Source organism: Phycicoccus sp. Root563, from assembly GCF_001427915.1.
Lineage (GTDB): Bacteria > Actinomycetota > Actinomycetes > Actinomycetales > Dermatophilaceae > Pedococcus.
Genome location: NZ_LMGM01000001.1, coordinates 2646697 through 2667298, shown reverse-complemented (window position 1 = coordinate 2667298; position 20602 = coordinate 2646697). Strand labels below are relative to the sequence as shown.

Below are 20602 nucleotides of genomic sequence, written 5' to 3'. Positions count from 1 at the left end.
CCCGCCCGGCGCGCGCCCCGCCGCCGATCCCGAGCGAGGGTTCGGACCGCATCCGCAACGACACCCCCACCGCGACGAGCACCAGGTAGGTGAGGGCGTCGAGGACGAACACGACCGGGTCGCCGTGCAGCTGGACGAGGACCCCACCGAGCGCGGCGCCGACGGGTGCGGCGATCGCGGCCAGCGCGTGCTGGGTGGAGACGAGGCCGCCGACGCGCTCGTCCCCCACCGCCCGGGTGAGCACCGACGACCACACCGGGTTGGTGAAGGCGAACCCCGTCTGGAGCAGCAGGACGAGCGCGAGCGTCGCCGGCACCGAGTGCCACGTCGCCAGGCCGGCCGCGGCGAGGACCTGGACCGCCCCTCCCACGCCCAGCACGAGCCGCGGGTCGGCCCGGTCCGACAGTGACCCCGCCACCCCCATGGTGAGCACGACGGGCAGGGAGAAGCACGCGAGCAGCACGGCCACGGCATACGGGCCGTCGCCGGTGGAGTGGATGCGCAGGGTGAGCGCCACCATCGCCATCGCGTCGCCGGCCACCGAGACCGCGCCGGCCGGGACGGCGAGGCGCACGTCCCGGGGCCACGATGTGTGAAGCGTCTCTTTCATATTTGTGAAGGTAGTCCTTCACATCTGCGTCGGTCAACTACCCTTCCCGTATGCCGCGGCCACGCCAGCGCACGACGCTCACCATCGACGACCCCCACGCCCTGCGCGCGCTGGCCCACCCCGCGCGCCAGCGCGTCATCGAGGAGCTGTTCAACGGGGAGGTCCTCACCGCCACGGAGGCCGCGCGGCTGTGCGGGATCACGCCGTCCGCGATGAGCTACCACCTCCGGGCCCTCGAGCAGTGGGGCATCGTCGAGCGTGACACCTCGGCCGACGGCCGGGAGCGGCCCTGGCGTGCCACGGCGGACCACTTCTCCATCGCGCCCCGCACCCACCGGGCAGCCGGCACCGCAGCCAGCCAGGCGTTCCTCCTGCCCTGGGTGGGTGAGCTCCAGGCGGGTCTCGAGCGGGCTGCGGACAGCCTGGCCGACGACGACGCGGACGACTGGACCACCCTCAGCCGGGGCCGGCTCTGGCTCACCGCGGAGGAGTCCGTCGCCCTGCGCGAGGAGATGACCGGGGTGCTCGACCGGTATCGCGGCCGGACCTCACGCAACCACCCGGAAGGCGCTCGCGCCAGGAACGCGTACTGGCTCCTGCTCCCGACCGAGGGCTCGGACTAGAGCTCGATGATGCCCGCCCGCAGCGCCGCGGTCACCGCCGCGGTGCGGTCGGCCACACCGAGCTTCTCGAAGGCCCGGAGCAGGTGGGTCTTCACCGTCGCCTCGCCGATGTGCAGCTCCCGGCCGACCGCGGCGTTGGACAGACCCTTGGCGACGCACCGCAGCACGTCGGTCTCGCGGTCGGTCAGGGACGGACCCGCCGGTGCCCGCATCCGGCTGGCGAGCCTCGCCACGACCGGCGGCGCCAGCACCGTCTCGCCGCGGGCCGCCCGCCGGATCGCGTCGGCGAGGACCTCGCGGGGCGAGTCCTTGAGCAGGTAGCCGTTCGCCCCCGCCTCGACCGCACGGACGATGTCGGCGTCGGTGTCGTAGGTCGTGAGCACCAGCACCGCCGGTCCATCGGCACGCGACCGCAGCCGGGCAGTGGCGGCAGCCCCGTCGAGGACGGGCATCCGCAGGTCCATGAGGACGACGTCGGGCGTCAGTCGCTCGGCGAGCAGGACCGCCTCGGCACCGTCGGCCGCCTCCCCCACGACCTCGAAGTCCTCGTGCTCCGACAGCATCGCCACGAGTCCCATCCGCACGACCGGGTGGTCGTCGACGACCAGCAGCCGCAGCGTCGCAGCGGGCACCGGGCTCGGGGTCACCGAAGTCACCGCGGCACCTCCATCCGCAGCCGGGTACCCGCACCCGGGGTGCTCTGCACCTCGAACCGGCCACCGACCTCGTCGGCCCGGGCCGTCGCACCGTCCAGCCCGTAGCCGCGGTCCGGCGTGTCGGGGGCGAACCCGACCCCGTCGTCGGCGACCTCGAGGGACACGGGGGCGTCGGCGGCATACGTGAGGCGCACCTCGAAGGTGCGGGCCCGCGCGTGGCGGCGGACGTTGGCGAGCCCCTCCTGGGCCGTGCGCAGCAGGACCACCTCGGAGTTGGCCGGCAGGACGGTCGGCTCGCCCTGGACCACGAGGTTCCCCGTCATGCCGGACTCGGCCGCGACGGCGTCGACGAGGCGCCCGAGCGCCTCGGACAGCGTGCGTGACTGGAGGTGGCCCGGGGTCATCTCGGCGACGATGAGACGCGCCTCGGAGAGGTTGTCGGCCGCCGTCTGCTCGATCAGTCGTACCCGCTCGCGCACCACGTCGAGGTCGCCGCGGTCGAGCGCAGCCTCCGTGGCGCGGGCCAGGGTGACGACCGACGTGAACCCCTGGGCGAGGGTGTCGTGGATCTCGCGGGAGATGCGTTCCCGTTCTCCTGCAACGCCTTGCGCACGTTCGGCGGCTGCGAGCTGGGCCTGGGTGCGACGCAGCTCGTCGATGGTGAACGCGCGCGAGTCGGCCTCCCCGATGATCTTGTGGATGAACAGGCCCATGACGAGGGACAACGAGAGCGTGATGGCGGTGCTGATCGCGATGCCGACCAGGTCGTCCCCGGTCCGAGGCCCCTGCCAGAGCCGGACCCCGCCGATCGCCAGGACGGCCACGACCACGACGGCGGCAGCCTGGTTGCGACGCAGCATCGCCCAGGTCTGTGGGAACAGCCCGAAGGTGAGGATCCACGCCGTACCCGACCCGTCCACGGCCATGAGCGCGATGAGGGCGACCCAGGAGACCGTCACGTAGAGGATCCCCGCAGGCGGCTGCTGCTCGCCGATGCCGCGCCGACCCCACACGAGGTAGGCCGCAGCGATCACACCGACGCCCAGGAGCGACCACCCGAGGTGGTCGGCCTCGGCGGCCACGAGGACGCCCGCGGTCGTCGCCAGCAGGACGGCGAAGAACACGTGCCACCAGACCAGCTGGCGCCGCCACATCTCGTCGAGCTCGCCGGACGACGTCCCCGGCAGGGGACGGCAGTCGACAGGCTGGTCGGTGCTCATCTGCCCATCATGTCGTGCCGCGCTTGGTCCAGCGGAAGGTCCGCGCGCACACCAGCAGGCCGGCCACGAGCCAGACGGCGAGGACGAGGGCGGTGCGGCCGTGCTCCCACACGCCCGCCATCTCCTGGGTCTGCCAGTCGTCGGGGAAGAACACCGAGCGCATGCCCTGCGCGATCCACTTGAGCGGGAAGACCGAGGCGACCTGCTTGAGCCAGTCGGGCAGGTCGGTGAAGGCGAAGTAGACGCCCGAGATGAACTGCAGGATCAGCGTCGGCGCGATGACGACCGCACCGACGGAGCGGGACGAGGAGGCGATGGAGGAGTAGGCGATCCCGAGCACCGTGCCTGTCGCGACGCCCAGCAGGAACACCCAGATGAACGTCACCCAGTTGCTCGCGCTGCTCGGCAGCTGCACCCCGAAACCGATCTTCGCGATGGCGATGAGCAGGGCGAACTGAGCCAGCGAGGTGAAGGCGACCAGGCCGACCTTGCCCAGGAAGTAGGCGACGGGAGGCATCGGCGTCGAGCGCAGCCGCTTGAGCGTGCCGTCGTCGCGCTCCACGGCGACACTGAGCGCCATCGACTGGAAGCTCGTCAGCATCACGCCGGCGGCCACCATCCCGGGGAGGAAGAACCGTGCGGCGTTGACGCCGGACTGGTCCTCCTTGCCGAACTGGTCGCCGAAGATCGTCGCGAACATCGACAGCATGAGGATCGGGAAGACGAAGGAGAAGAAGACCGCCTCCTTCTCGCGGAAGTACATCTTCAGCTCGAGGACCGTCCGGTCCCAGCCGATGGCTGCGGCGTTCATGCCGACACCCCCACGGGCTCGACCGCGGCGTCGGCACCGAGGTGCGGGGCGATGAGCGACAGGTACGTGTCCTCCAGGGACGGCCGGGTGACGGTCAGCTTGGGCACCTCCCCGCCGAGCCGTGCGGAGAGTGCGGTGACGAACTGCGTGGGCATGCTGGTCCTCTCGCTGTGCCGGGTGCCGCCCTCCTCCCAGGAGACCGTGGCCTCCGAGGAGGCGCGGCCGCCGAGGTTGGCCGGGGTGTCGAGGGCGAGCATCCGGCCGGCGGCGATCACGCCGACCCGGTCGGCGAGCTGCTCGGCCTCGTCGAGGTAGTGGGTCGTGAGGAGGATGGTCGTGCCGCCGTCGGCAAGCGACCGGATGAGGTCCCAGAAGTCGCGGCGGGCCTGCGGGTCGAACCCCGTCGTGGGTTCGTCGAGGAACAGCAGCTCAGGGCGACCGACGATGCCGAGCCCCACGTCGAGCCGACGCCGCTGGCCGCCGCTGAGCTTGCCGATCCGGTCGTCGGCCTTGTCCTCGAGGCCCACCGCGGCGATGACCTCGTCGACGTCCCGCGGGCTGCGGTACACCTTCGCCGTGCTGGTGATGGCTTCTCGTGGGGTGATCAGGTCCAGCCCGGTGGAGGACTGCAGGACGATGCCGATGCGGTTGCGCCAGGCGAGGTCGGCCGCCTCCGGGTCCACGCCGAGGACCTTCACCTCACCGCCGTCCCGGCGCCGGAACCCCTCGAGCACCTCGACCGTGGTGGTCTTGCCGGCGCCGTTCGGCCCGAGGAGCGCGAACACCTCGCCCGCCTCGATCGTCAGGTCGAGGCCGTCGACGGCCTCACGGGTTCCATAGGTCTTGCGCAGTCCGGTGACGGTGATCGGTGCGTCCATGGGACCACCCTCCCGCGGCCGGACCGCATCGCGGCAGCATCAGCCGGTGGAATCGCCGTCCACCGACCGGTGGACCCCCGCCCTGCACTCCGCCCGCCCTCCGTGCGCTCACGCAGAACGCCGGTTGCGGGGCAGACCTCGGGACGACAACCCGCGGTATGCAGCGCAACCGGCTTTGTGCCGGAACGTCAGGACTGGGTGGGGGGCTGCGCGGGCGGAGGGGTCGTCGGCGGGGCGCTCTCCGGGGCGGCCACCGGCGGGGCCGCAGGGACGCCGGCCTCGGTCCCGGCGGCATACCCGCTCGGCGGGGGGATCGTCGCGTCGCGCTGGCCGAAGTCGACCTTCACCGGGTCGCGCTGCTCGCCCTCGGCCTCGAAGTACTCCGCGCGCTTCACCTGGGCGAGGCCGGCGATGATGTTGGAGGGGATGGTCTCGACCTTGGTGTTGAGCTCGCGGACGTTGGCGTTGTAGTAGCGCCGGGCGGAGGCGATGCGGTCCTCGGTCGAGGTCAGCTCCTGCTGGAGGGCGAGGAAGTTCTGGTTGGCCTTGAGGTCGGGGTAGGCCTCGGCCACGGCGATGAGGCGGCCGAGCGCCTGGCTCAGCAGCCCCTCGCTCTGCGCCTGCTGCGCCGGTGACTGGCCGCCCGCCATCGCGGCGGACCGGGCCTTCATGACGTCCTCGAGGGTGCCGCGCTCGTGGGCCGCGTAACCCTTGACCGTCTCGACGAGGTTGCCGATGAGGTCGTGGCGGCGCGTCAGCTCGACGTCGATCTGGCGCCAGGCCTCCTGCACGAGGTTGCGCAGCTTGATCAGGCCGTTGTAGATGCTGACGCCCCACAGGACCAGCAGGACGACGACGACGGCGAAGACGATCGCTTTGATCATGGAACTCCCCTTGTTCAGGCGCGGCGACTGGCGCTGCGCCCGATCCTAGGCGAGGCCGAGCTCCTCGAGGCCGTAGACGTGGCGGTACTCGAAGCCGGCATCGGCGAAGACCTGGGCCGCGCCGGTGGCACGGTCGGCGATGGTGGCGACCGCGACGACCGTGGCGCCGGCCTCACGCGCGGCGTTCGCTGCATCGAGGGGTGAGGCCCCGGTGGTCGAGGTGTCCTCGACGATGACGACGCGGCGGCCCTCGATGGACGGACCCTCGATGCGCTGCTGGAGGCCGTGGGCCTTGCCTGCCTTGCGGACCACGAACGCGTCCTTGCGGTCGCCCGCGGCCGCGCTGGCGTGCAGGATCGCGGTGGCCACGGGGTCGGCGCCCAGCGTCAGCCCGCCGACGGCGTCGTAGTCGAGGTCGCTGATGAGGTCACGCATGACGATCCCGACCAGCGGGGACCCCTCGCCGTCGAGGGTGATGCGGCGCAGGTCGACGTAGTAGTCGGCCTCCTTGCCGGAGGACAGCGTCACGCGGCCGTGGACGATGGCCTTGTCCTTGACGAGCTCGAGGAGGCGGGCACGGGCGGCGGTGGAGTCGGTCACGGCTCAGCAGCCTAGCGAGAACTCAGCGACTGCCCTTGGACCCGTCCTTCGGGCGGTGCACCGTCCTGGCCCGCGAGCGCACCAGGGCGCGGGGCACCAGGCGCAGGCCGGCGACGATCGCCTTGTACTGCGGTCCGGGGACCGACACGACCTTGCCCTTGGCCACGTCGTCGAGGCAGTCACGGACCAGGCGGTCGGCGTCGAGCCACATGAACTTCGGGACGCCCGACATGTTGACGCCGGCCCGGTCGTGGAACTCGGTGTGCGTGAAACCGGGGCACAGCGCGGTCGCCGTCACCCCGGAGCCGGCGAGCTCGCCGGACAGGCCCTCGGTGAAGACCGTGACGAAGGACTTCTCGGCCGAGTAGGTGCCGGAGGTGATGAAGCTGGCCACGGAGGAGACGTTGACGATGGCACCGTTGCCGCGCTCGCGCATGGCCCGGGCCGCGGCGTGGGAGAGGACGAGCACGGCTCGGCAGAGCACGTCGAACAGGGCCTCCTCCTGGCTGATGTCGTTGTCCAGGAACCGCTTCTTGAGCGAGTAGCCCGCGTTGTTGACGAGCAGGTCCACAGGCCGAGCGGCGTCGGCCAGACGTTCGGCGACCTTGCCGGTGTCGGCCCGGTCGGACAGGTCTGCGACGAGGATCTCGGTGCCGACCTTGTACTTCGCGCGCAGGTCGTCGGACAGGTTCTCCAGCCGGACCCGGTCACGGGCGACGAGCACGACGTCGTGCCCGCGCTCGGCGAGCTGGTGGGCGAAGGACAGTCCGATGCCGGCGGTGGCGCCGGTGACGAGGGCGGTGCTCATGGGGCCCACTCTAGGTGCGCCCCATAAGGTTGGCATCGTGCGAATTGCGACGTGGAACGTGAACTCCATCCGGTCCCGGATCGACCGGGTCGAGGCGTGGCTGGAGCGCAGCGACGTCGACGTCCTGGCGATCCAGGAGACCAAGGCGACGGATGCGCAGTTCCCGTTCGACCGGCTGCGAGCGCTCGGTTACGAGGTCGCCCACCACGGCCTCAACCACTGGAACGGCGTGGCCATCATCTCGCGCGTCGGCCTCACCGACGCCGTGCCGTCGTTCGCCGACGCCCCGGCTTGGGGCGACCCGGCCGTCGTCGAGGCCCGCGCGCTGACCGCGACCTGCGGCGGGGTCAAGGTCACCTCCGTCTACGTCCCCAACGGCCGCCAGCTCGAGGACCCGCACATGGTCTACAAGCTGGCGTGGCTGGCAGCGCTCCGCGAGGACGCCGTCCGGTCCGCCGAGGCCGGGGAGACCGCCGCGATCATGGGCGACTGGAACATCGCGCCGCAGGACGAGGACGTCTGGTCGATGGAGTACTACCTCGACAAGAGCCACGTCTCCCCCGGCGAACGGGCCGCCTTCCAGGCGATCCTGGACGCCGGGTTCGTCGACGTGGTCCGCCCCCACACCTCGGAGCCGGGCACCTTCACCTACTGGGACTACACCCGCCTGGCCTTCCAGAAGCGTCGCGGCATGCGGATCGACTTCATCCTCGGGACGCAGCCGTTCGCCGACCGCGTGCTGGGCGCGGCGATCGACCGTGAGGAGCGCAAGGGCAAGGGCGCCTCCGACCACGCGCCGGTCGTTGTCGAGCTGGCCGACTGAGGTGCCCACCCCCTCGATCCTGACCGTTGCCGCGCCCGACGGGGTCCGCCTGCGCGTCCAGGTGTATGCCGCCGCGCCCGCTCACCTCGACGCCGCACCACCGGTTGACCTCCCGACCGTCGTGCTCGCCCACGGCTGGACCCTCACCCACGCCTCCTGGCTGCCGGTCGTCGAGCGCCTGACCGCCCGGGGACTGCGCGTGGTGACCTGGGACCAGCGCGGGCACGGCCGGTCCGGCGCCCTGACCGGACCGACGTCGGTGCGGGTCCTCGGTGACGACCTCGCCGCGGTGCTCGCGGTCGTGGCTCCCGACGGCCCCCTCGTCCTCGGGGGCCACTCCATGGGCGGTATGACCGTGATGGCGTACGCCGGGCTGCACCCGGCTGCCTTCACCACGCGGGTGCGGGGCATCGTGCTGGTGTCGACGATGGCCGAGACGTTCGACCGCCCGGTGCCGATCCGGCAGCGGCGGGTCATGGGGCTGATCGCGCGGCTGCCCCGGATCCGGGCCGGACGGTTCGTGACGCTCGACGGCCAGCGACGGCTGCTGTTCGGGCCGGCGGCGGAGGACGAGCACGTCGCGCTCACCCGCGACCAGGTCGCCGCCACCACCCTGCCGACGATGGGCCGGTTCTACCGGGCCCTGCAGGAGCACGACGAGGCGCACGCGCTGGCGCACTTCGACGGCATACCGACCGTGGTGCTGGTCGGCGAGCGCGACCGGCTGACTCCACCGCGTCAGTCCGAGCGCATCGCCGAGCTGGTGCCGCACGCCGAGCTGCACGTGCTGCCCGGGCTCGGCCACATGCTCGCCTACGAGGCGACCGACGAGGTCGTCGACGCGTTCACGCGCGTCCTGCCCCACCCATCCTGACCCCACCCCTGACCCCCGCCCGACCCCAGCCCGACCCCAGGTCGCCTGAGTCCCCCGCAAAGCGGGTGTCCTTCGGCGACCCGGGTCTTATTTGTGCTGGGTTTGCCGAACGACACCCGCTTTGCGCGGGCGGGACGTCAGGGGCGGCTCGGCTCCGCAGGGGTGACGGTGAGCTCGGCCCGGTAGACGGTGGGGTCGCACCCGGGCCCGTTGGGTGAGAACGAGCGCGGGGTGACTCGAACGGTCGCCGGCGACAGCAGCACACCGGTCGTGCCGCTGACCAAGATGCTGAGGTCGACCGGCTCCGTCGAGGTGAACGGCAGCTCCATCCCCACCGAGTTCCCGCGGCCGCCGTCGAACTCCGCACTGGTGCAGGTCGTCGCGAGGCACACCTGCACCGTGACGAGGTCCGGTCCGGCACTCGCCGAGTCGAGCGCCCGTGGGAATCCGGCGACCGTGACCCTCAGCAGGTTGGAGGCATCCGCGGTGTCGCAGGTCCGGCCGCCGCAGCCCACCGCCAGTGCGCCGACCAGGACGGCCGTCAGGGCGACGCGGGAGGCATGCGCGGCGCGGGAGGTCTTCACAGGGGTGGGATGCCGCCCAGGGGCTGGTGGTTCCGTCGCAGACCCAGGCCGAGGGAGGCCAACGCCCCCAGCACCGCCGCGACGGCAGCACCGGTGAAGACGGTCTGCACCTGGACGACCCCAGCGGCGACCAGGGCCTTGGTGTCCGTCTGGTCGGGCAGGGCGGCCACGGTGTCGTAGTACCGGTGGAGCCCGATCGCGGTGAGCAGCGCGAGCCCGACGACCATGCCGACCATCCGCGAGACGACGACCAGGGCCGAGGCGACCCCGTGGGCGTCGTCCGGGACCGCAGCGAGGGCGGCGTTGTTCACCGGCGCGAGGGCCAGTCCGATGCCGAGGCCGACGAGGGCCAGGACGACGGTGGCGGAGAACGCGTCGAGCGACCCGTCGCCCCACCGGCTCATGACGAGCAGCCCCACGGCCGACAGCGCCAGCCCCAGCCCGCTGACGACACCGTCACCGAGTCGACGCAGCGACCAGCCACCGAGCAGGGCACCGACGGGCACGGCGACGAGGAACCGCACGAGCACCAGCGCCGCCTCGGTCTGCGAGTCCGTGAACGTGAGCCGCGCCAGCACCGGGACGTCGACGACGACGGACACCAGCGACGCCCCCACGAACGCACTGACCAGCAGCGAGAACCGGGCCCGACCGCGGACGACCCCGCGGGCGATGAGGGGTTCTGCAGCGCGGCGGTGCCGCCACAGGTAGAGCCCGAAGGCCAGGGCCCCCAGGGGGAGCAGCGCGAACCCCAGGGGGCCGACGACCTCACGCTCGGGGTCGCTCGCGGCGAACGTCAGCACCACGCTGCCCAGCGCGATGCCCAGGAGCAGCGCGCCGGGGACGTCCGCGCGGCCCACGACGGCCCACCAGCCTCGCGCGCTGACCGCCAGCCAGGCGAGGACGAGGACCAGCGCGACGACCCCGATCGGGGTGGCCAGCCGCGACGTCGAGCCACCGAACGGCACGAACGGCACCCCCAGCGACACGTCCGTCACCAGCCGCGCGGGCGCGGCCAGCGCGACTCCTGTCACCACGAGCGCGAGCAACCCCAGGACGAGCGGTATGGCGCGTGGCCGGGCCGGCCTCTCGCCACCAGCGACGACGACGGCAAGCGCCAGGAGCACCCCGGCGATCACGTTGAGCCAGAAGATCATCCGCCAGTCCGAGACGGCGAGGACGACCGCGCCGAGCACCGGACCCAGGACGCTCCCCAGCTCCTGCACGGCACCGACGACACCCAGCGGCATACCCCGCTTGTCGGCCGGCCAGAGGTCGGCCACGAGGGCCAGGGTGGCAGGCACGAGGCCTCCACCGCCGATGCCCTGGAGGACCCGGCCGGACACGAGCACCGGGAGCTCGACGGCAAGGGCCGTCACGGCCGAACCCACGACGAAGATCGCCAAGCAGGCCAACAGGATCCGTTGCCTCGAAGCCAGGTCGGCAAGGCGGCCGATGAGGGGCAGCACCGCGATGTAGCCGAGGAGGAAGCCCGAGATGATCGGGGTCGCCTTCTGCAACGCGTCGATGCCCAGGCCGACGCCGGTCATCATGTCGGTCAGGGCCAGCACGACGACATAGGTGTCGGCCGCAGCGAGCGCCACGGCCACCGAGGCGGTGGCCAGCAGCGCCCTAGGGGCGGGTGATCGCAACGGCCTTGGCCAGGCTCGTGAGGTGCAGCGTGTAGGTCGAGGTGGCGCCGGCGTAGAACGGGCCCTTGATGACCACACTGCGCAGCTCCTTGCCGGTCTGGGTCACGCCGTAGGTCACGTCGAACGTGCCCTTGCGGTCGCCGATGACCAGCAGGTCGGCCACGGCATCGCCGGGGAGCTTTCCGGTGAAGGTGTTGAGGACGTCGGCCCCGTCACGAACCGTCGACGCCTTCGCCGGGCTCTGCGTCTTCGTGATGAGCGCGGTGATGCCGGTGTCCTTGTTGAACAGCTGCGCGGGGTTCGGGGCGCCGTAGGTCGCGGGATCGATCTTGTTGAAGGTCGGGGTGAAGAACTTCATGTAGACGTCCTTCTCGACCGCGACCACCTCGACCGTCCCGGTGACGCCCTTGATCGAGGCGTTGAGCGTGCCCTGGAACGACGGCGGCGTGAACAGGCCCGTGCCCTTGGCTCCGGAGACGCCGACCGCCTTGCCGGGGAGCCCCGCCGACTCGAGGGTGAAGGTCACGGCGGGACTCTTCTCCAGCACCGCGCGGGCGGCCGCCAGCTGCTGGGCCGGCGGCTGCTCGGCCGCTGCCTTGTCCGCACCCCCGGAGCACGCGGTGAGCGCCAGCATCGAGACGAGTCCGGCGGCGGCGAGGGCAGGGGTGTGGCGCACAGGGCAACGGTAACCGCCACGACAGCGCCAGCCGGACGGGACGCGCAGACCCCGCCCGTTCGGTGGGTCCGCGCGCCGGGAGCGGGCGCCCGGGGAACCAGGTGAGGCGACTTCGGCGGGGACTGCTCCCCATGGTCAGGGCGACCCGCCGCTCCTAGCGTTCCGGTCGAGCCGGCACCGCGTCGGCCGACACCCGAGGGGGAACCACATGCAGCTTCTCAGCACCCGGCGTCGCCGACTGGCCACCGCCGCAGCCTCCGTCATCCTGGTCGGCGTCCCGCTGGTCGGGACCGTCGCGGCCCAGGCCGCGGGCAGCGCGACCGGCACGGTCAACACCAGCGGCGCCGCACTCAAGGTCCGCTCCGCACCCACCACCGCTTCCGGCGTCATCGGCACCCGGGCCGACGGCGCGAAGATCACCATCACCTGCCAGACCTACGGCGAGAAGGTCTCCGGCACCTACGGCACCAGCAAGGTCTGGGACAAGCTCAAGGCCGGTGGCTACGTCAGTGACGCCTTCGTCAAGACCGGCTCCGACGGCCTCGTCGCCCCGCTCTGCGCCGGCACGACGACACCGCCCCCGGCGACCGGTCAGTCGGCGAAGGTCAAGGCCACCATCGCCGCAGCCAAGGGGATGCTCGGCAAGTACCCGTACTCCTGGGGTGGCGGCAACGCGAACGGCCCGACCCGTGGGATCTGCTGCAGCCCCAGCGGGATCGACGACCGCAACACGGTGGGCTTCGACTGCTCCGGCTTCATGGAGTACGTGTTCCACAAGGGCGCCGGCCTGACCCTGTCGAGCACGTCCCGCAGCCAGTACTCCGCCGGCCCGCGCGTCTCCATCTCCCAGCTCAAGGCCGGCGACATGGTGTTCTGGTCCAACTCGAGCAAGACGGCCTCCGGCATCCACCACGTCGCCCTCTACATCGGTGACGGCAAGATCGCCGAGGCCAACCGGGTGAGCGGCCCGGACATCCGCATCCGCTCCTTCTCCAGGAACGAGTCCGGTGTCATGCCCTACGTGGTGCGTCCGATCCGCTGATCCCACCGCACGGGGCAGGGGTATGGCGCGTGGTCACCACGCGCCATACCCTTGATCGCGTGCCGCTCGCTCAGTCGGGGGTTGCGGCGTGGCCGGCTCGCCCGTCGGTGCGGCGGTCGCTCTTCATCTCCGCCTCGAAGACGTGCCGGCGGCCGTCCATGAGCTCGTCGCGGACGACCTTCTCGAGCCGCTGGAAGTCGGCGTAGTAGCCGTCGTCGAACTCCTCGACGAGCTGGAACGTCCAGCGCCCCTGGATGAAGTTGCGGCCGACGAGCTCGGTCTCGAGGCGGTCGGCGAGGTCGCCGCGGCCCGCCTTGCGCAGCAGGTCGCACGCCTCGCCGAGGGCGAGGTCGGCCGACCCGGTGAGGCGGTGCAGGCCGTAGAGCCGGCCACGCACCTCCTCGATGGTCTCGAACGCCTCGCTCAGCTTGCCGACCGCCTCGACGGTCGCGTCGTCCACCCCGTCGGGGCGTCGGTCGAGACCGCGCTCCCCCGGGTTGCCCCGGTCGTCCTCGCTCATGGGCACAGTCTGCGGGCTCAGTCCTGGCCGCGCACGATGAGGTGGTCGGTCTCGGGGTCGCGGTCGATGACCACGGCCTCGCCGTCACGGACCTGCCCGGACAACACTGCCTTCGCGAGCCGGTCGCCGATCTCCTTCTGCACCAGCCGGCGCAGCGGACGGGCGCCGTAGGCCGGGTCGTAACCGGTGATCGCCAGCCACTCACGAGCGGCAGGCGTCACCTCGAGGCTGATCCGGCGGTCGACGAGCCGACTCGCCAGCTCACGCACCTGCAGCTCGACGATGTGGGTGAGCTCCTCCGAGCTGAGGGGGTCGAAGATGACGACCTCGTCCAACCGGTTGAGGAACTCCGGCTTGAAGCTGGCCCGCACCACTCCCATGACGGCCTCACGCTTGGCCGACTCCTCCATCGTGGGGTCGACGAGGAACTGGCTGCCGAGGTTGCTGGTCATGACGAGGATGACGTTGCGGAAGTCGACAGTCCGGCCCTGGCCGTCGGTGAGCCGCCCGTCGTCGAGGACCTGCAGCAGGATGTCGAAGGTCTCGGGGTGCGCCTTCTCCACCTCGTCGAGGAGGACGACGGAGTAGGGGCGACGGCGGACCGCCTCGGTGAGCTGACCGCCCTCCTCGTACCCGACGTACCCGGGAGGCGCGCCGATGAGCCGGGCGACCGAATGGCGTTCGGAGTACTCGCTCATGTCGATGCGGACCATGGCCCGCTCGTCGTCGAAGAGGAAGTCGGCCAGGCTCTTGGCGAGCTCGGTCTTGCCGACGCCGGTGGGTCCGAGGAACAGGAACGAGCCGGTGGGGCGGTGGGGATCCGACAGGCCCGCCCGCGACCGGCGGACCGCGTCGCTGACCGCCTCGACCGCCGCCCCCTGACCGATCAGCCGTGAACCGATGATCGACTCCATCGACAGCAGCTTCTCGGTCTCGCCCTGGAGGAGCCGCCCGGCCGGGATGCCGGTCCACGCCGAGATGACCTCGGCGATGTCGTCGGCGCCGACGCGCTCCTTGACCATGAGCTCCTCGGGCTGGCCGCCACCCTCGCGCAGGGCGAGTGCGCGGCTGCCCTCGGCCTCCTGCGCGGTGACGAGGGCCTTCTCGAGGGCGGGGATGTCGCCGTAGAGCAGCTTGGACGCACCCTCGTAGTCACCCTCGCGCTGCAGGCGCTCGGCCTGGCTGCGGGCCTCGTCGATCTGGGACTTGAGGTCACCGACCCGGTTGAGCCCGGACTTCTCCGACTCCCAGCGGGCGTTGAGCGCCGCGAGCTCCTCGCTCTTGTCGGCGAGGTCCTTGCGCAGCCTCTCGAGGCGCTCGACCGAGGCGTCGTCGGTCTCGCGGGTGAGGTGCAGCTCCTCCATCCGCAGGCGGTCGACGGCACGACGCAGCTGGTCGATCTCGACCGGAGAGGAGTCGATCTCCATGCGCAGCCGGGAAGCCGCCTCGTCGACGAGGTCGATGGCCTTGTCGGGGAGCTGGCGTCCGCTGATGTAGCGGTCGGACAGGCTGGCCGCCGCGACGAGCGCGGCGTCCTCGATCTCGACCTTGTGGTGCGCCTCGTACCGCTCCTTGAGCCCGCGCAGGATCGCGATGGTGTCCTCGACGCTCGGCTCACCCACGAAGACCTGCTGGAACCGGCGCTCGAGGGCTGGGTCCTTCTCGATGTGCTGGCGGTACTCGTCGAGCGTCGTCGCCCCGACCAGCCGGAGCTCACCACGGGCCAGCAGCGGCTTGAGCATGTTGCCGGCGTCCATGGCGCCCTCGCCCGAGGCTCCGGCACCGACGACCGTGTGCAGCTCGTCGATGAACGTCACGACCTGTCCGTCGCTCGCCTTGATCTCCTCGAGGACGGCCTTGAGCCGCTCCTCGAACTCACCGCGGTACTTCGCGCCGGCCACCATCGCCGCCAGGTCGAGGCTGATCAACCGCTTGTCGCGCAACGACTCCGGCACGTCGCCGTCGACGATGCGCTGGGCCAACCCCTCGACGACGGCGGTCTTGCCGACACCGGGCTCACCGATGAGGACCGGGTTGTTCTTCGTCCGCCGCGACAGCACCTGCACGACCCGGCGGATCTCCGAGTCGCGACCGATGACCGGGTCGAGCTTGCCGTCCCGGGCCGCCTGGGTGAGGTCCGCGCCGTACTTCTCCAGCGCCTCCCCGCCCTCGACGGGCGTCTCGCTGCTGACCTTGCGGCCAGCCCGCAGGGCGTCGATCTTCGCCTCCATGTCCTTCGCCCCGCGCTTCTCGATCGCGGCGAGGTGACCGGTCTCGGCGAGCGCCAGCAGGAGGATGTCGCCGGCGAGGTAGGTGTCGCCCTTGGCGCGCATGAGGGTGTCGGCCTGCTGGAGGACGGCGACCGCCTCGCGACCGAAGGTCGGCGGCTGGGTGGCACCGGTCGTCGTGGGCAGGGTGCGCAGACGGGCGTCGGCCTGACCCAGCACGTGACCGGCCCCGGTGCCGGCGGCCTGGAGGAGGACGTCGGCCTGCGCGGTCTCGAGCTGGACCAGGGCGCTGGTGAGGTGGTCGGGGGTGATCTCGGGGTGGCCGGCGGACTGCGCCGCACGCTGGGCGAGCGCGAGGGCCTCGGCGACCTTGGCGGTGGGCTTCAGATCCATGCCTGGGTGCTCCTGGTGGTTCGGTCTGACTGTTCTTCGGAGACAACCGCTCCAAAGTTGAGTCTATTCCGCTCAACCTTGTGCTGCACAGGCCCTTGGTCCCGCCTTCCTGCGCCGGCCATGTGGACTACAGCACGCGCGGCGTCGGCTCGGGGTCGTACCAGCCGCCACGGTCGTCGGCCAGCGCCTGGAACCGGTCGCGCAGCCCACCCTCGACCGGCCCCGACTCGTCGGCGACCATCTCCTCCACGACGTGCACGGCCCACTCGTGGGCCTCGGAGTCGTCCTCGCCGGCCAGCGCCTCCCGGACGACCCGCACCCCGCTGAACCCCTCTTCGGTCAGCTCGGCGGCGACCTCGTCGGCGGTGTCACGGTCGGGGAAGACCAACAGGTGCTCGCTCACAGGCTCGAGTATGCCGCGTGCCCCCACCGCCGGGATGCGCCTCCGCCCCGACGCGCCCAGCAGGTGAGCAACGCGGTCCGTCCGTTCAGCTGCGGTGGCTGGGTCGCCAGACCACGAGGGCCTGGGAACGGCCGCTGCGGGGGCGCTCCCCCGCCCGGACCGCGATCACGTCGCCGGTCGGCCCGACGGCGAACACCCGCGAGCCGAACGTGCCGCGGGTCGCGACCCGCAACCCCGCCACCTCGTCGGTGAGCTCCCGGACCCGGGAACGCAGCGCCTCGACCTGGTGCTCGAGCTCGAGGATGCGCTGGATGCCCGCGAGGCTGATGCCCTCCTCCTGGGAGAGCCGCTGCACCTCACGCAGCAGCGCCACGTCACGCCCGGAGTAGCGGCGGCCGCCACCGCGGGTGCGCGACGGGCTGACGATGCCGAGCCGGTCGTACTGCCGCAGGGTCTGCGCGTGCATCCCCGCGAGGGTGGCCGCCACCGAGATGACGAAGACGGGCGCGTCGTCGTCAGGCGAGAAGCCGGAGCCCGGGACCACGGGAACCACGACGGGTCACCGTCCCGCGTTCTCGAAGAGCTCGGCGCGCGGGTCGTGCCCCTCGTCCTGCGACCGCAGGGTCTCCACCGCCTCACGGGCCTCGTCGGAGAGCCGTTGCGGCACCACGACGACGACGCGGGCCATCAGGTCACCGGGTGTGCCCTTGACCTGGACCCCGCGGCCCTTGACCCGCAGCACCCGACCGCTCGGGGTGCCCGGCGCGATGCGGACCTTGACCGGGTCGCCGGTGAGGGTCGGCACCGAGACGGTCGCACCTAGGGCGGCCTCGGCGAACGTCACCGGCAGGTCCAGCGTGAGGTTGTCACCGTCCCTGCTGAAGACCGGGTGCTTCTCCACCGAGATGGTCAGGATGAGGTCGCCGTTGTCGGACCCGCGGTCGCCGGGCTGGCCCTTGCCGCGCAGCCGGATCTTCTGGCCGTCCTTGACGCCGGCCGGGATCCGCGTGGTGATCTGGCCCCCGCCGGTGACGCCCAGGGTGACGGTGGAACCCGCGACGGCGTCACGGAAGGACAGGCTGGTGCGGGCCGTCAGGTCGCCGCCCTTGCGCGGCCCGGTCGGTGCCCGGAAACCGGCACCGCCGCCATACGTCTGGCCGGCGCCGCCACCGCCCCCGAACATGCCGAAGAGGTCCTCGAGGTTGGGCTGGCCCCCGCCACCGCCGGTGGAGTAGCGGACGCGCTGGCCGCCCCCACCACCGCCGAACATCGACGAGAACACGTCGTCGAACCCGCCGCCACCGGCAGCCCCACCGGGGCCACCCGCGGTGAAGCGGGCCCCGCCGCGGGCCATCTGGCGCACGGCGTCGTACTCCCGGCGCTTCTCGGGGTCGGACAGCACCGAGTTGGCCTCGCCGATGTCCTTGAACCGCTGCTCGGCGGCCGCGTCCCCGGGGTTCTGGTCGGGGTGGTGCTTGCGGGCGAGCTTGCGGTAGGCCTTCTTGATCGCCGCGTCGTCGGCATCCTGGGGGACGCCGAGGATGGCGTAGAAGTCCTTCTCGAACCAGTCCTGGCTGGCCATGTCCGGGTCCTCCTCTCAGCAGTCGGTGGCGGTGGTGGGCGGAAGCCCGGGGACAGGTGTTGTCCCGGGCTTCCGCGCCGTGTCGTGCAGTCTGGCCTCGGTCACTCGGGGTCCGCCACGGCGACACGCGCCGCGCGCAGGACCTGCTCGCCGGCGCGGTAGCCGGGCTGGAGCACCTGGACCACGGTGGTCGACCCGGTCGAGGCGACCGAACCGTCCTGCGGCCAGGCCGTGTGCATCAGCGCCTCGTGCAGGGAGGGGTCGAACTCCTCGCCCACGGCGCCGTACCGCTCGAGCCCGAACTTGCCCAGGGTGGCCTCGAGCTTGTCCGCGATCGAGGAGAACGGGCCGCCCTCGAGGTCGCCGTGCTCGCGGGCCGCGTGGATGTCGTCGAGGACCGGCAGCAGCGCCTCGATGACGGACCGGGCGGCGCGCTCCTGCACGACCGCACGGTCGCGGTCGACGCGACGCTTGTAGTTGACGTACTCCGCCTGGAGGCGCTGCAGGTCGACCAGCCGCTCCGCCGCGAGGGCGGTGTCGGGGTGGCCTTCTGCGGCGCCCTCGGGTTGGTCGTCCGAGGCGTCGGAGGCCTGGGCGCCCGACTCCTGCACCACGTCACCCTCGAGCGGGGACGCCTCGGGGGCGGTGGGCCCGGCCTGCTGGCCGGCGCCCACCTCCTCCTCGGTGCCCTGGGGCCAGGAGCTGCGCTCCGTCACTTCTTCTCCTCGTCGTCCTCGACGACCTCGGCGTCCACGACGTCGTCGTCGGACGAGGCGTCGCCGGCCGGGGCGCCGTCGCCGGAGCCCGCACCGTCACCGGCGGTGCCGGCCTGGTCGGACTCGGCCGCGGCGGCATACATCGCTGTGCCCAGCTTCTGGGACTCCTCGGAGAGCTTCGACGACTTCGCCGAGATGTCCTCGGGGGTGGCACCCGAGTCGGCCTTGAGGGCCTCCTTGAGGTCCGCGAGGGCGGCGTCGACGTCGCCACGGCCGTCGGCCGGGATCTTGTCGGCGCTGTCGGTGAGGAACTTCTCCGTCGAGTAGACGAGCTGCTCGGCGGTGTTGCGGGCCTCGGTCTCCTCACGGCGCTTCTTGTCCTCGTCCGCGTGGGCCTCCGCCTCCTTGATCATCCGCTCGATGTCCTCCTTGGCGAGGGCAGACCCACCGGAGATGGTGATCTTCTGCTCCGCACCGGTGCCACGGTCCTTGGCGGAGACGTTGACGATGCCGTTGGCGTCGATGTCGAACGTCACCTCGACCTGGGGCACGCCACGGGGGGCCGGCGCGATGCCACTGAGCTCGAAGGTGCCGAGCTGCTTGTTGTGCTGGGCGATCTCGCGCTCACCCTGGAACACCTGGATGAGGACGCTCGGCTGGTTGTCCTCGGCGGTGGAGAACACCTCGGAGCGCTTGGTCGGGATCGCGGTGTTGCGCTCGATGAGCTTGGTGAACAGGCCACCCTTGGTCTCGATGCCCAGGCTCAGCGGCGTGACGTCGATGAGGAGGACGTCCTTGCGCTCACCCTTGAGGACACCGGCCTGCAGGGACGCACCGACGGCGACGACCTCGTCCGGGTTGACGCCCTTGTTGGGCTCCTTGCCACCGGTGAGCTCCTTGACGAGGGTGCTCACGGCGGGCATGCGGGTCGAGCCACCGACGAGGACCACGTGGTCGATCTCGGACAGGGAGATGCCGGCGTCCTTGATGACGTTCTGGAACGGCTGCTTGGTCCGGTCGAGGAGGTCCTTGGTGAGCTGCTCGAACTGGGCGCGGCTCATCGTCTCCTCGAGGTGGATCGGGCCGTTCTCCGACATCGAGAGGTACTGCAGGGAGATGTTGGTGCTCGTCGAGGACGAGAGCTCCTTCTTGGCCTGCTCCGCCGCGTCGCGCAGACGCTGCATGGCGATCTTGTCCTTGGACAGGTCGACACCGGAGGTGTTCTTCACGGTGGTGAGCAGGTGGGACACGATGCGCTCGTCCCAGTCGTCGCCACCGAGCTTGTTGTCACCGCTGGTGGAGCGGACCTGGATGGTGGAGAAGCCGTCCTCCGGGTCCTTGCCGACCTCGAGGAGGGACACGTCGAAGGTGCCGCCACCGAGGTCGAAGACGAGGATGAGCTCGTCCTCCTTGCCCTTGTCGAGGCCGTACGCGAGGGCCGCGGCGGTGGGCTCGTTGATGATGCGCAGGACGTTGAGGCCCGCGATCTCACCGGCCTCCTTGGTGGCCTGGCGCTCGTGGTCGTCGAAGTACGCGGGAACGGTGATGACGGCGTCGGTCACGTCCTCACCGAGGTAGGACTCGGCGTCGCGCTTGAGCTTCTGCAGGATGCGGGCGCTGATCTCCTGGGCGGTGTACGTCTTGCCGTCGATCTCGGGGGACTGCCAGTCCGTGCCGATGTGGCGCTTGACCGACCGGATGGTGCGGTCGACGTTGGTGACGGCCTGGCGCTTGGCGATCTCGCCGACCAGGACCTCACCGCCCTTGGAGAACGCGACGACGGACGGGGTCGTGCGACCGCCCTCCGCGTTCGCGATGATGGTCGGCTCGCCGCCCTCGAGGACGGCGACAGCCGAGTTGGTGGTTCCGAGGTCGATGCCGACCGCACGTGCCATGGGGATGCTCCTGTGGTGCTGGGGAATGGGTACCGGGTTGAGTTGCCTCCACTCAAGTTAGGACGACGTCCCGGTGGGTGCAAATCCGAGCACCCAAACTTGAGTTCATCAGGCTCAACTTCGT

At 71.4% G+C, this 20602-nt stretch carries 22 protein-coding genes; 4 read left to right on the top strand and 18 right to left on the bottom strand.

What is annotated here, in order from left to right; translation table 11 throughout:
- Positions 1-610: MFS transporter (locus tag ASD62_RS12660; RefSeq protein ID WP_162254767.1), on the bottom strand; the 610-nt coding region annotated here is incomplete at its 3' end.
- 50 nt (positions 611-660) lie between these two features.
- Here ASD62_RS12660 and ASD62_RS12655 point away from each other — a divergent pair.
- A complete protein-coding gene (locus ASD62_RS12655) occupies positions 661-1233 on the top strand; it encodes a helix-turn-helix transcriptional regulator (RefSeq protein WP_056916263.1) in 573 nt (190 codons plus the stop codon).
- Here the strand turns inward: ASD62_RS12655 and ASD62_RS12650 are convergent.
- The 7 genes from ASD62_RS12650 to ASD62_RS12620 all read right to left on the bottom strand — a co-directional run bounded on the left by ASD62_RS12650 (position 1230) and on the right by ASD62_RS12620 (position 7090).
- The gene (locus ASD62_RS12650) at positions 1230-1889 is read right to left on the bottom strand and encodes a response regulator transcription factor (RefSeq protein ID WP_082580785.1); all 660 of its coding nucleotides are present in this window, start codon (positions 1887-1889) and stop codon (positions 1230-1232) included. The genes ASD62_RS12655 and ASD62_RS12650 overlap by 4 nt on opposite strands.
- Positions 1886-3109, bottom strand: a complete 1224-nt coding sequence (locus ASD62_RS12645) for a sensor histidine kinase (RefSeq protein WP_056916262.1) — start codon at positions 3107-3109, stop codon at positions 1886-1888. Before ASD62_RS12645 ends, ASD62_RS12650 begins: the two co-directional genes overlap by 4 nt.
- Positions 3110-3116: 7 nt before the next feature.
- On the bottom strand, positions 3117-3920 hold the full coding sequence (locus ASD62_RS12640; protein WP_056916261.1) for an ABC transporter permease: 804 nt from the start codon (positions 3918-3920) through the stop codon (positions 3117-3119).
- Positions 3917-4798 carry an ABC transporter ATP-binding protein gene (locus ASD62_RS12635; protein WP_056916260.1) on the bottom strand — a complete coding sequence of 294 codons (882 nt, stop codon included), beginning with the start codon at positions 4796-4798 and terminating at the stop codon, positions 3917-3919. Before ASD62_RS12635 ends, ASD62_RS12640 begins: the two co-directional genes overlap by 4 nt.
- Before the next feature lie 188 nt (positions 4799-4986).
- The gene (locus ASD62_RS12630) at positions 4987-5682 is read right to left on the bottom strand and encodes a LemA family protein (protein ID WP_056916259.1); all 696 of its coding nucleotides are present in this window, start codon (positions 5680-5682) and stop codon (positions 4987-4989) included.
- A 45-nt stretch (positions 5683-5727) separates the two neighbouring features.
- Positions 5728-6282 (bottom strand): orotate phosphoribosyltransferase, encoded by a 555-nt coding sequence (pyrE, locus tag ASD62_RS12625; protein WP_056916258.1) that lies wholly within the window; start codon positions 6280-6282, stop codon positions 5728-5730.
- Positions 6283-6304: 22 nt separating this feature from the next.
- Positions 6305-7090: an SDR family oxidoreductase gene (locus ASD62_RS12620; RefSeq protein WP_056916257.1), complete on the bottom strand. Its 786-nt coding sequence runs from the start codon at positions 7088-7090 to the stop codon at positions 6305-6307.
- Positions 7091-7127: 37 nt separating this feature from the next.
- On the opposite strand from ASD62_RS12620, the gene ASD62_RS12615 reads away from it, so the two are divergent.
- Positions 7128-7913, top strand: coding sequence for an exodeoxyribonuclease III (locus ASD62_RS12615; protein WP_056916256.1), 786 nt, complete (start codon positions 7128-7130; stop codon positions 7911-7913).
- 1 nt (position 7914) lies between these two features.
- Positions 7915-8787 (top strand): alpha/beta fold hydrolase, encoded by an 873-nt coding sequence (locus ASD62_RS12610; RefSeq protein WP_056916255.1) that lies wholly within the window; start codon positions 7915-7917, stop codon positions 8785-8787.
- Between the two features lie 137 nt (positions 8788-8924).
- Here ASD62_RS12610 and ASD62_RS12605 read toward each other — a convergent pair whose 3' ends face one another.
- Genes ASD62_RS12605 through ASD62_RS12595 form a run of 3 tightly spaced genes read right to left on the bottom strand, consistent with a single transcriptional unit; the run spans position 8925 to position 11699 of the window.
- Positions 8925-9371 (bottom strand): hypothetical protein, encoded by a 447-nt coding sequence (locus ASD62_RS12605; protein WP_056916254.1) that lies wholly within the window; start codon positions 9369-9371, stop codon positions 8925-8927.
- A complete protein-coding gene (locus tag ASD62_RS12600; RefSeq protein ID WP_056916253.1) occupies positions 9368-11023 on the bottom strand; it encodes an MFS transporter in 1656 nt (551 codons plus the stop codon). Before ASD62_RS12600 ends, ASD62_RS12605 begins: the two co-directional genes overlap by 4 nt.
- Entirely contained in the window at positions 11004-11699 is a 696-nt protein-coding gene (locus ASD62_RS12595) for an LppX_LprAFG lipoprotein (protein WP_056916252.1), read from the bottom strand. The genes ASD62_RS12600 and ASD62_RS12595 overlap by 20 nt, the downstream gene beginning before the upstream one ends.
- 208 nt (positions 11700-11907) lie before the next feature.
- On the opposite strand from ASD62_RS12595, the gene ASD62_RS12590 reads away from it, so the two are divergent.
- On the top strand, positions 11908-12741 hold the full coding sequence (locus ASD62_RS12590) for an NlpC/P60 family protein (protein ID WP_056916251.1): 834 nt from the start codon (positions 11908-11910) through the stop codon (positions 12739-12741).
- 70 nt (positions 12742-12811) lie between these two features.
- Here ASD62_RS12590 and ASD62_RS12585 read toward each other — a convergent pair whose 3' ends face one another.
- From ASD62_RS12585 to dnaK, 7 genes are all read right to left on the bottom strand, one after another.
- Positions 12812-13261 (bottom strand): hypothetical protein, encoded by a 450-nt coding sequence (locus ASD62_RS12585; protein ID WP_056916250.1) that lies wholly within the window; start codon positions 13259-13261, stop codon positions 12812-12814.
- Between the two features lie 17 nt (positions 13262-13278).
- Positions 13279-15882: an ATP-dependent chaperone ClpB gene (gene clpB / locus ASD62_RS12580; RefSeq protein ID WP_056916249.1), complete on the bottom strand. Its 2604-nt coding sequence runs from the start codon at positions 15880-15882 to the stop codon at positions 13279-13281.
- 127 nt (positions 15883-16009) lie between these two features.
- The gene (locus ASD62_RS12575) at positions 16010-16285 is read right to left on the bottom strand and encodes a ribonuclease E inhibitor RraB (protein WP_056916248.1); all 276 of its coding nucleotides are present in this window, start codon (positions 16283-16285) and stop codon (positions 16010-16012) included.
- 85 nt (positions 16286-16370) lie between these two features.
- Complete coding sequence (locus ASD62_RS12570; protein WP_369818799.1) at positions 16371-16838, bottom strand: heat shock protein transcriptional repressor HspR; 468 nt, start codon at positions 16836-16838, stop codon at positions 16371-16373.
- Positions 16839-16844: 6 nt separating this feature from the next.
- Entirely contained in the window at positions 16845-17867 is a 1023-nt protein-coding gene (locus ASD62_RS12565) for a DnaJ C-terminal domain-containing protein (RefSeq protein ID WP_056916247.1), read from the bottom strand.
- A 101-nt stretch (positions 17868-17968) separates the two neighbouring features.
- Positions 17969-18583: a nucleotide exchange factor GrpE gene (grpE, locus tag ASD62_RS12560; protein ID WP_056916246.1), complete on the bottom strand. Its 615-nt coding sequence runs from the start codon at positions 18581-18583 to the stop codon at positions 17969-17971.
- The gene (dnaK, locus tag ASD62_RS12555; protein WP_056916245.1) at positions 18580-20478 is read right to left on the bottom strand and encodes a molecular chaperone DnaK; all 1899 of its coding nucleotides are present in this window, start codon (positions 20476-20478) and stop codon (positions 18580-18582) included. The genes grpE and dnaK overlap by 4 nt, the downstream gene beginning before the upstream one ends.
- Between the last annotated feature and the right edge of the window lie 124 nt (positions 20479-20602).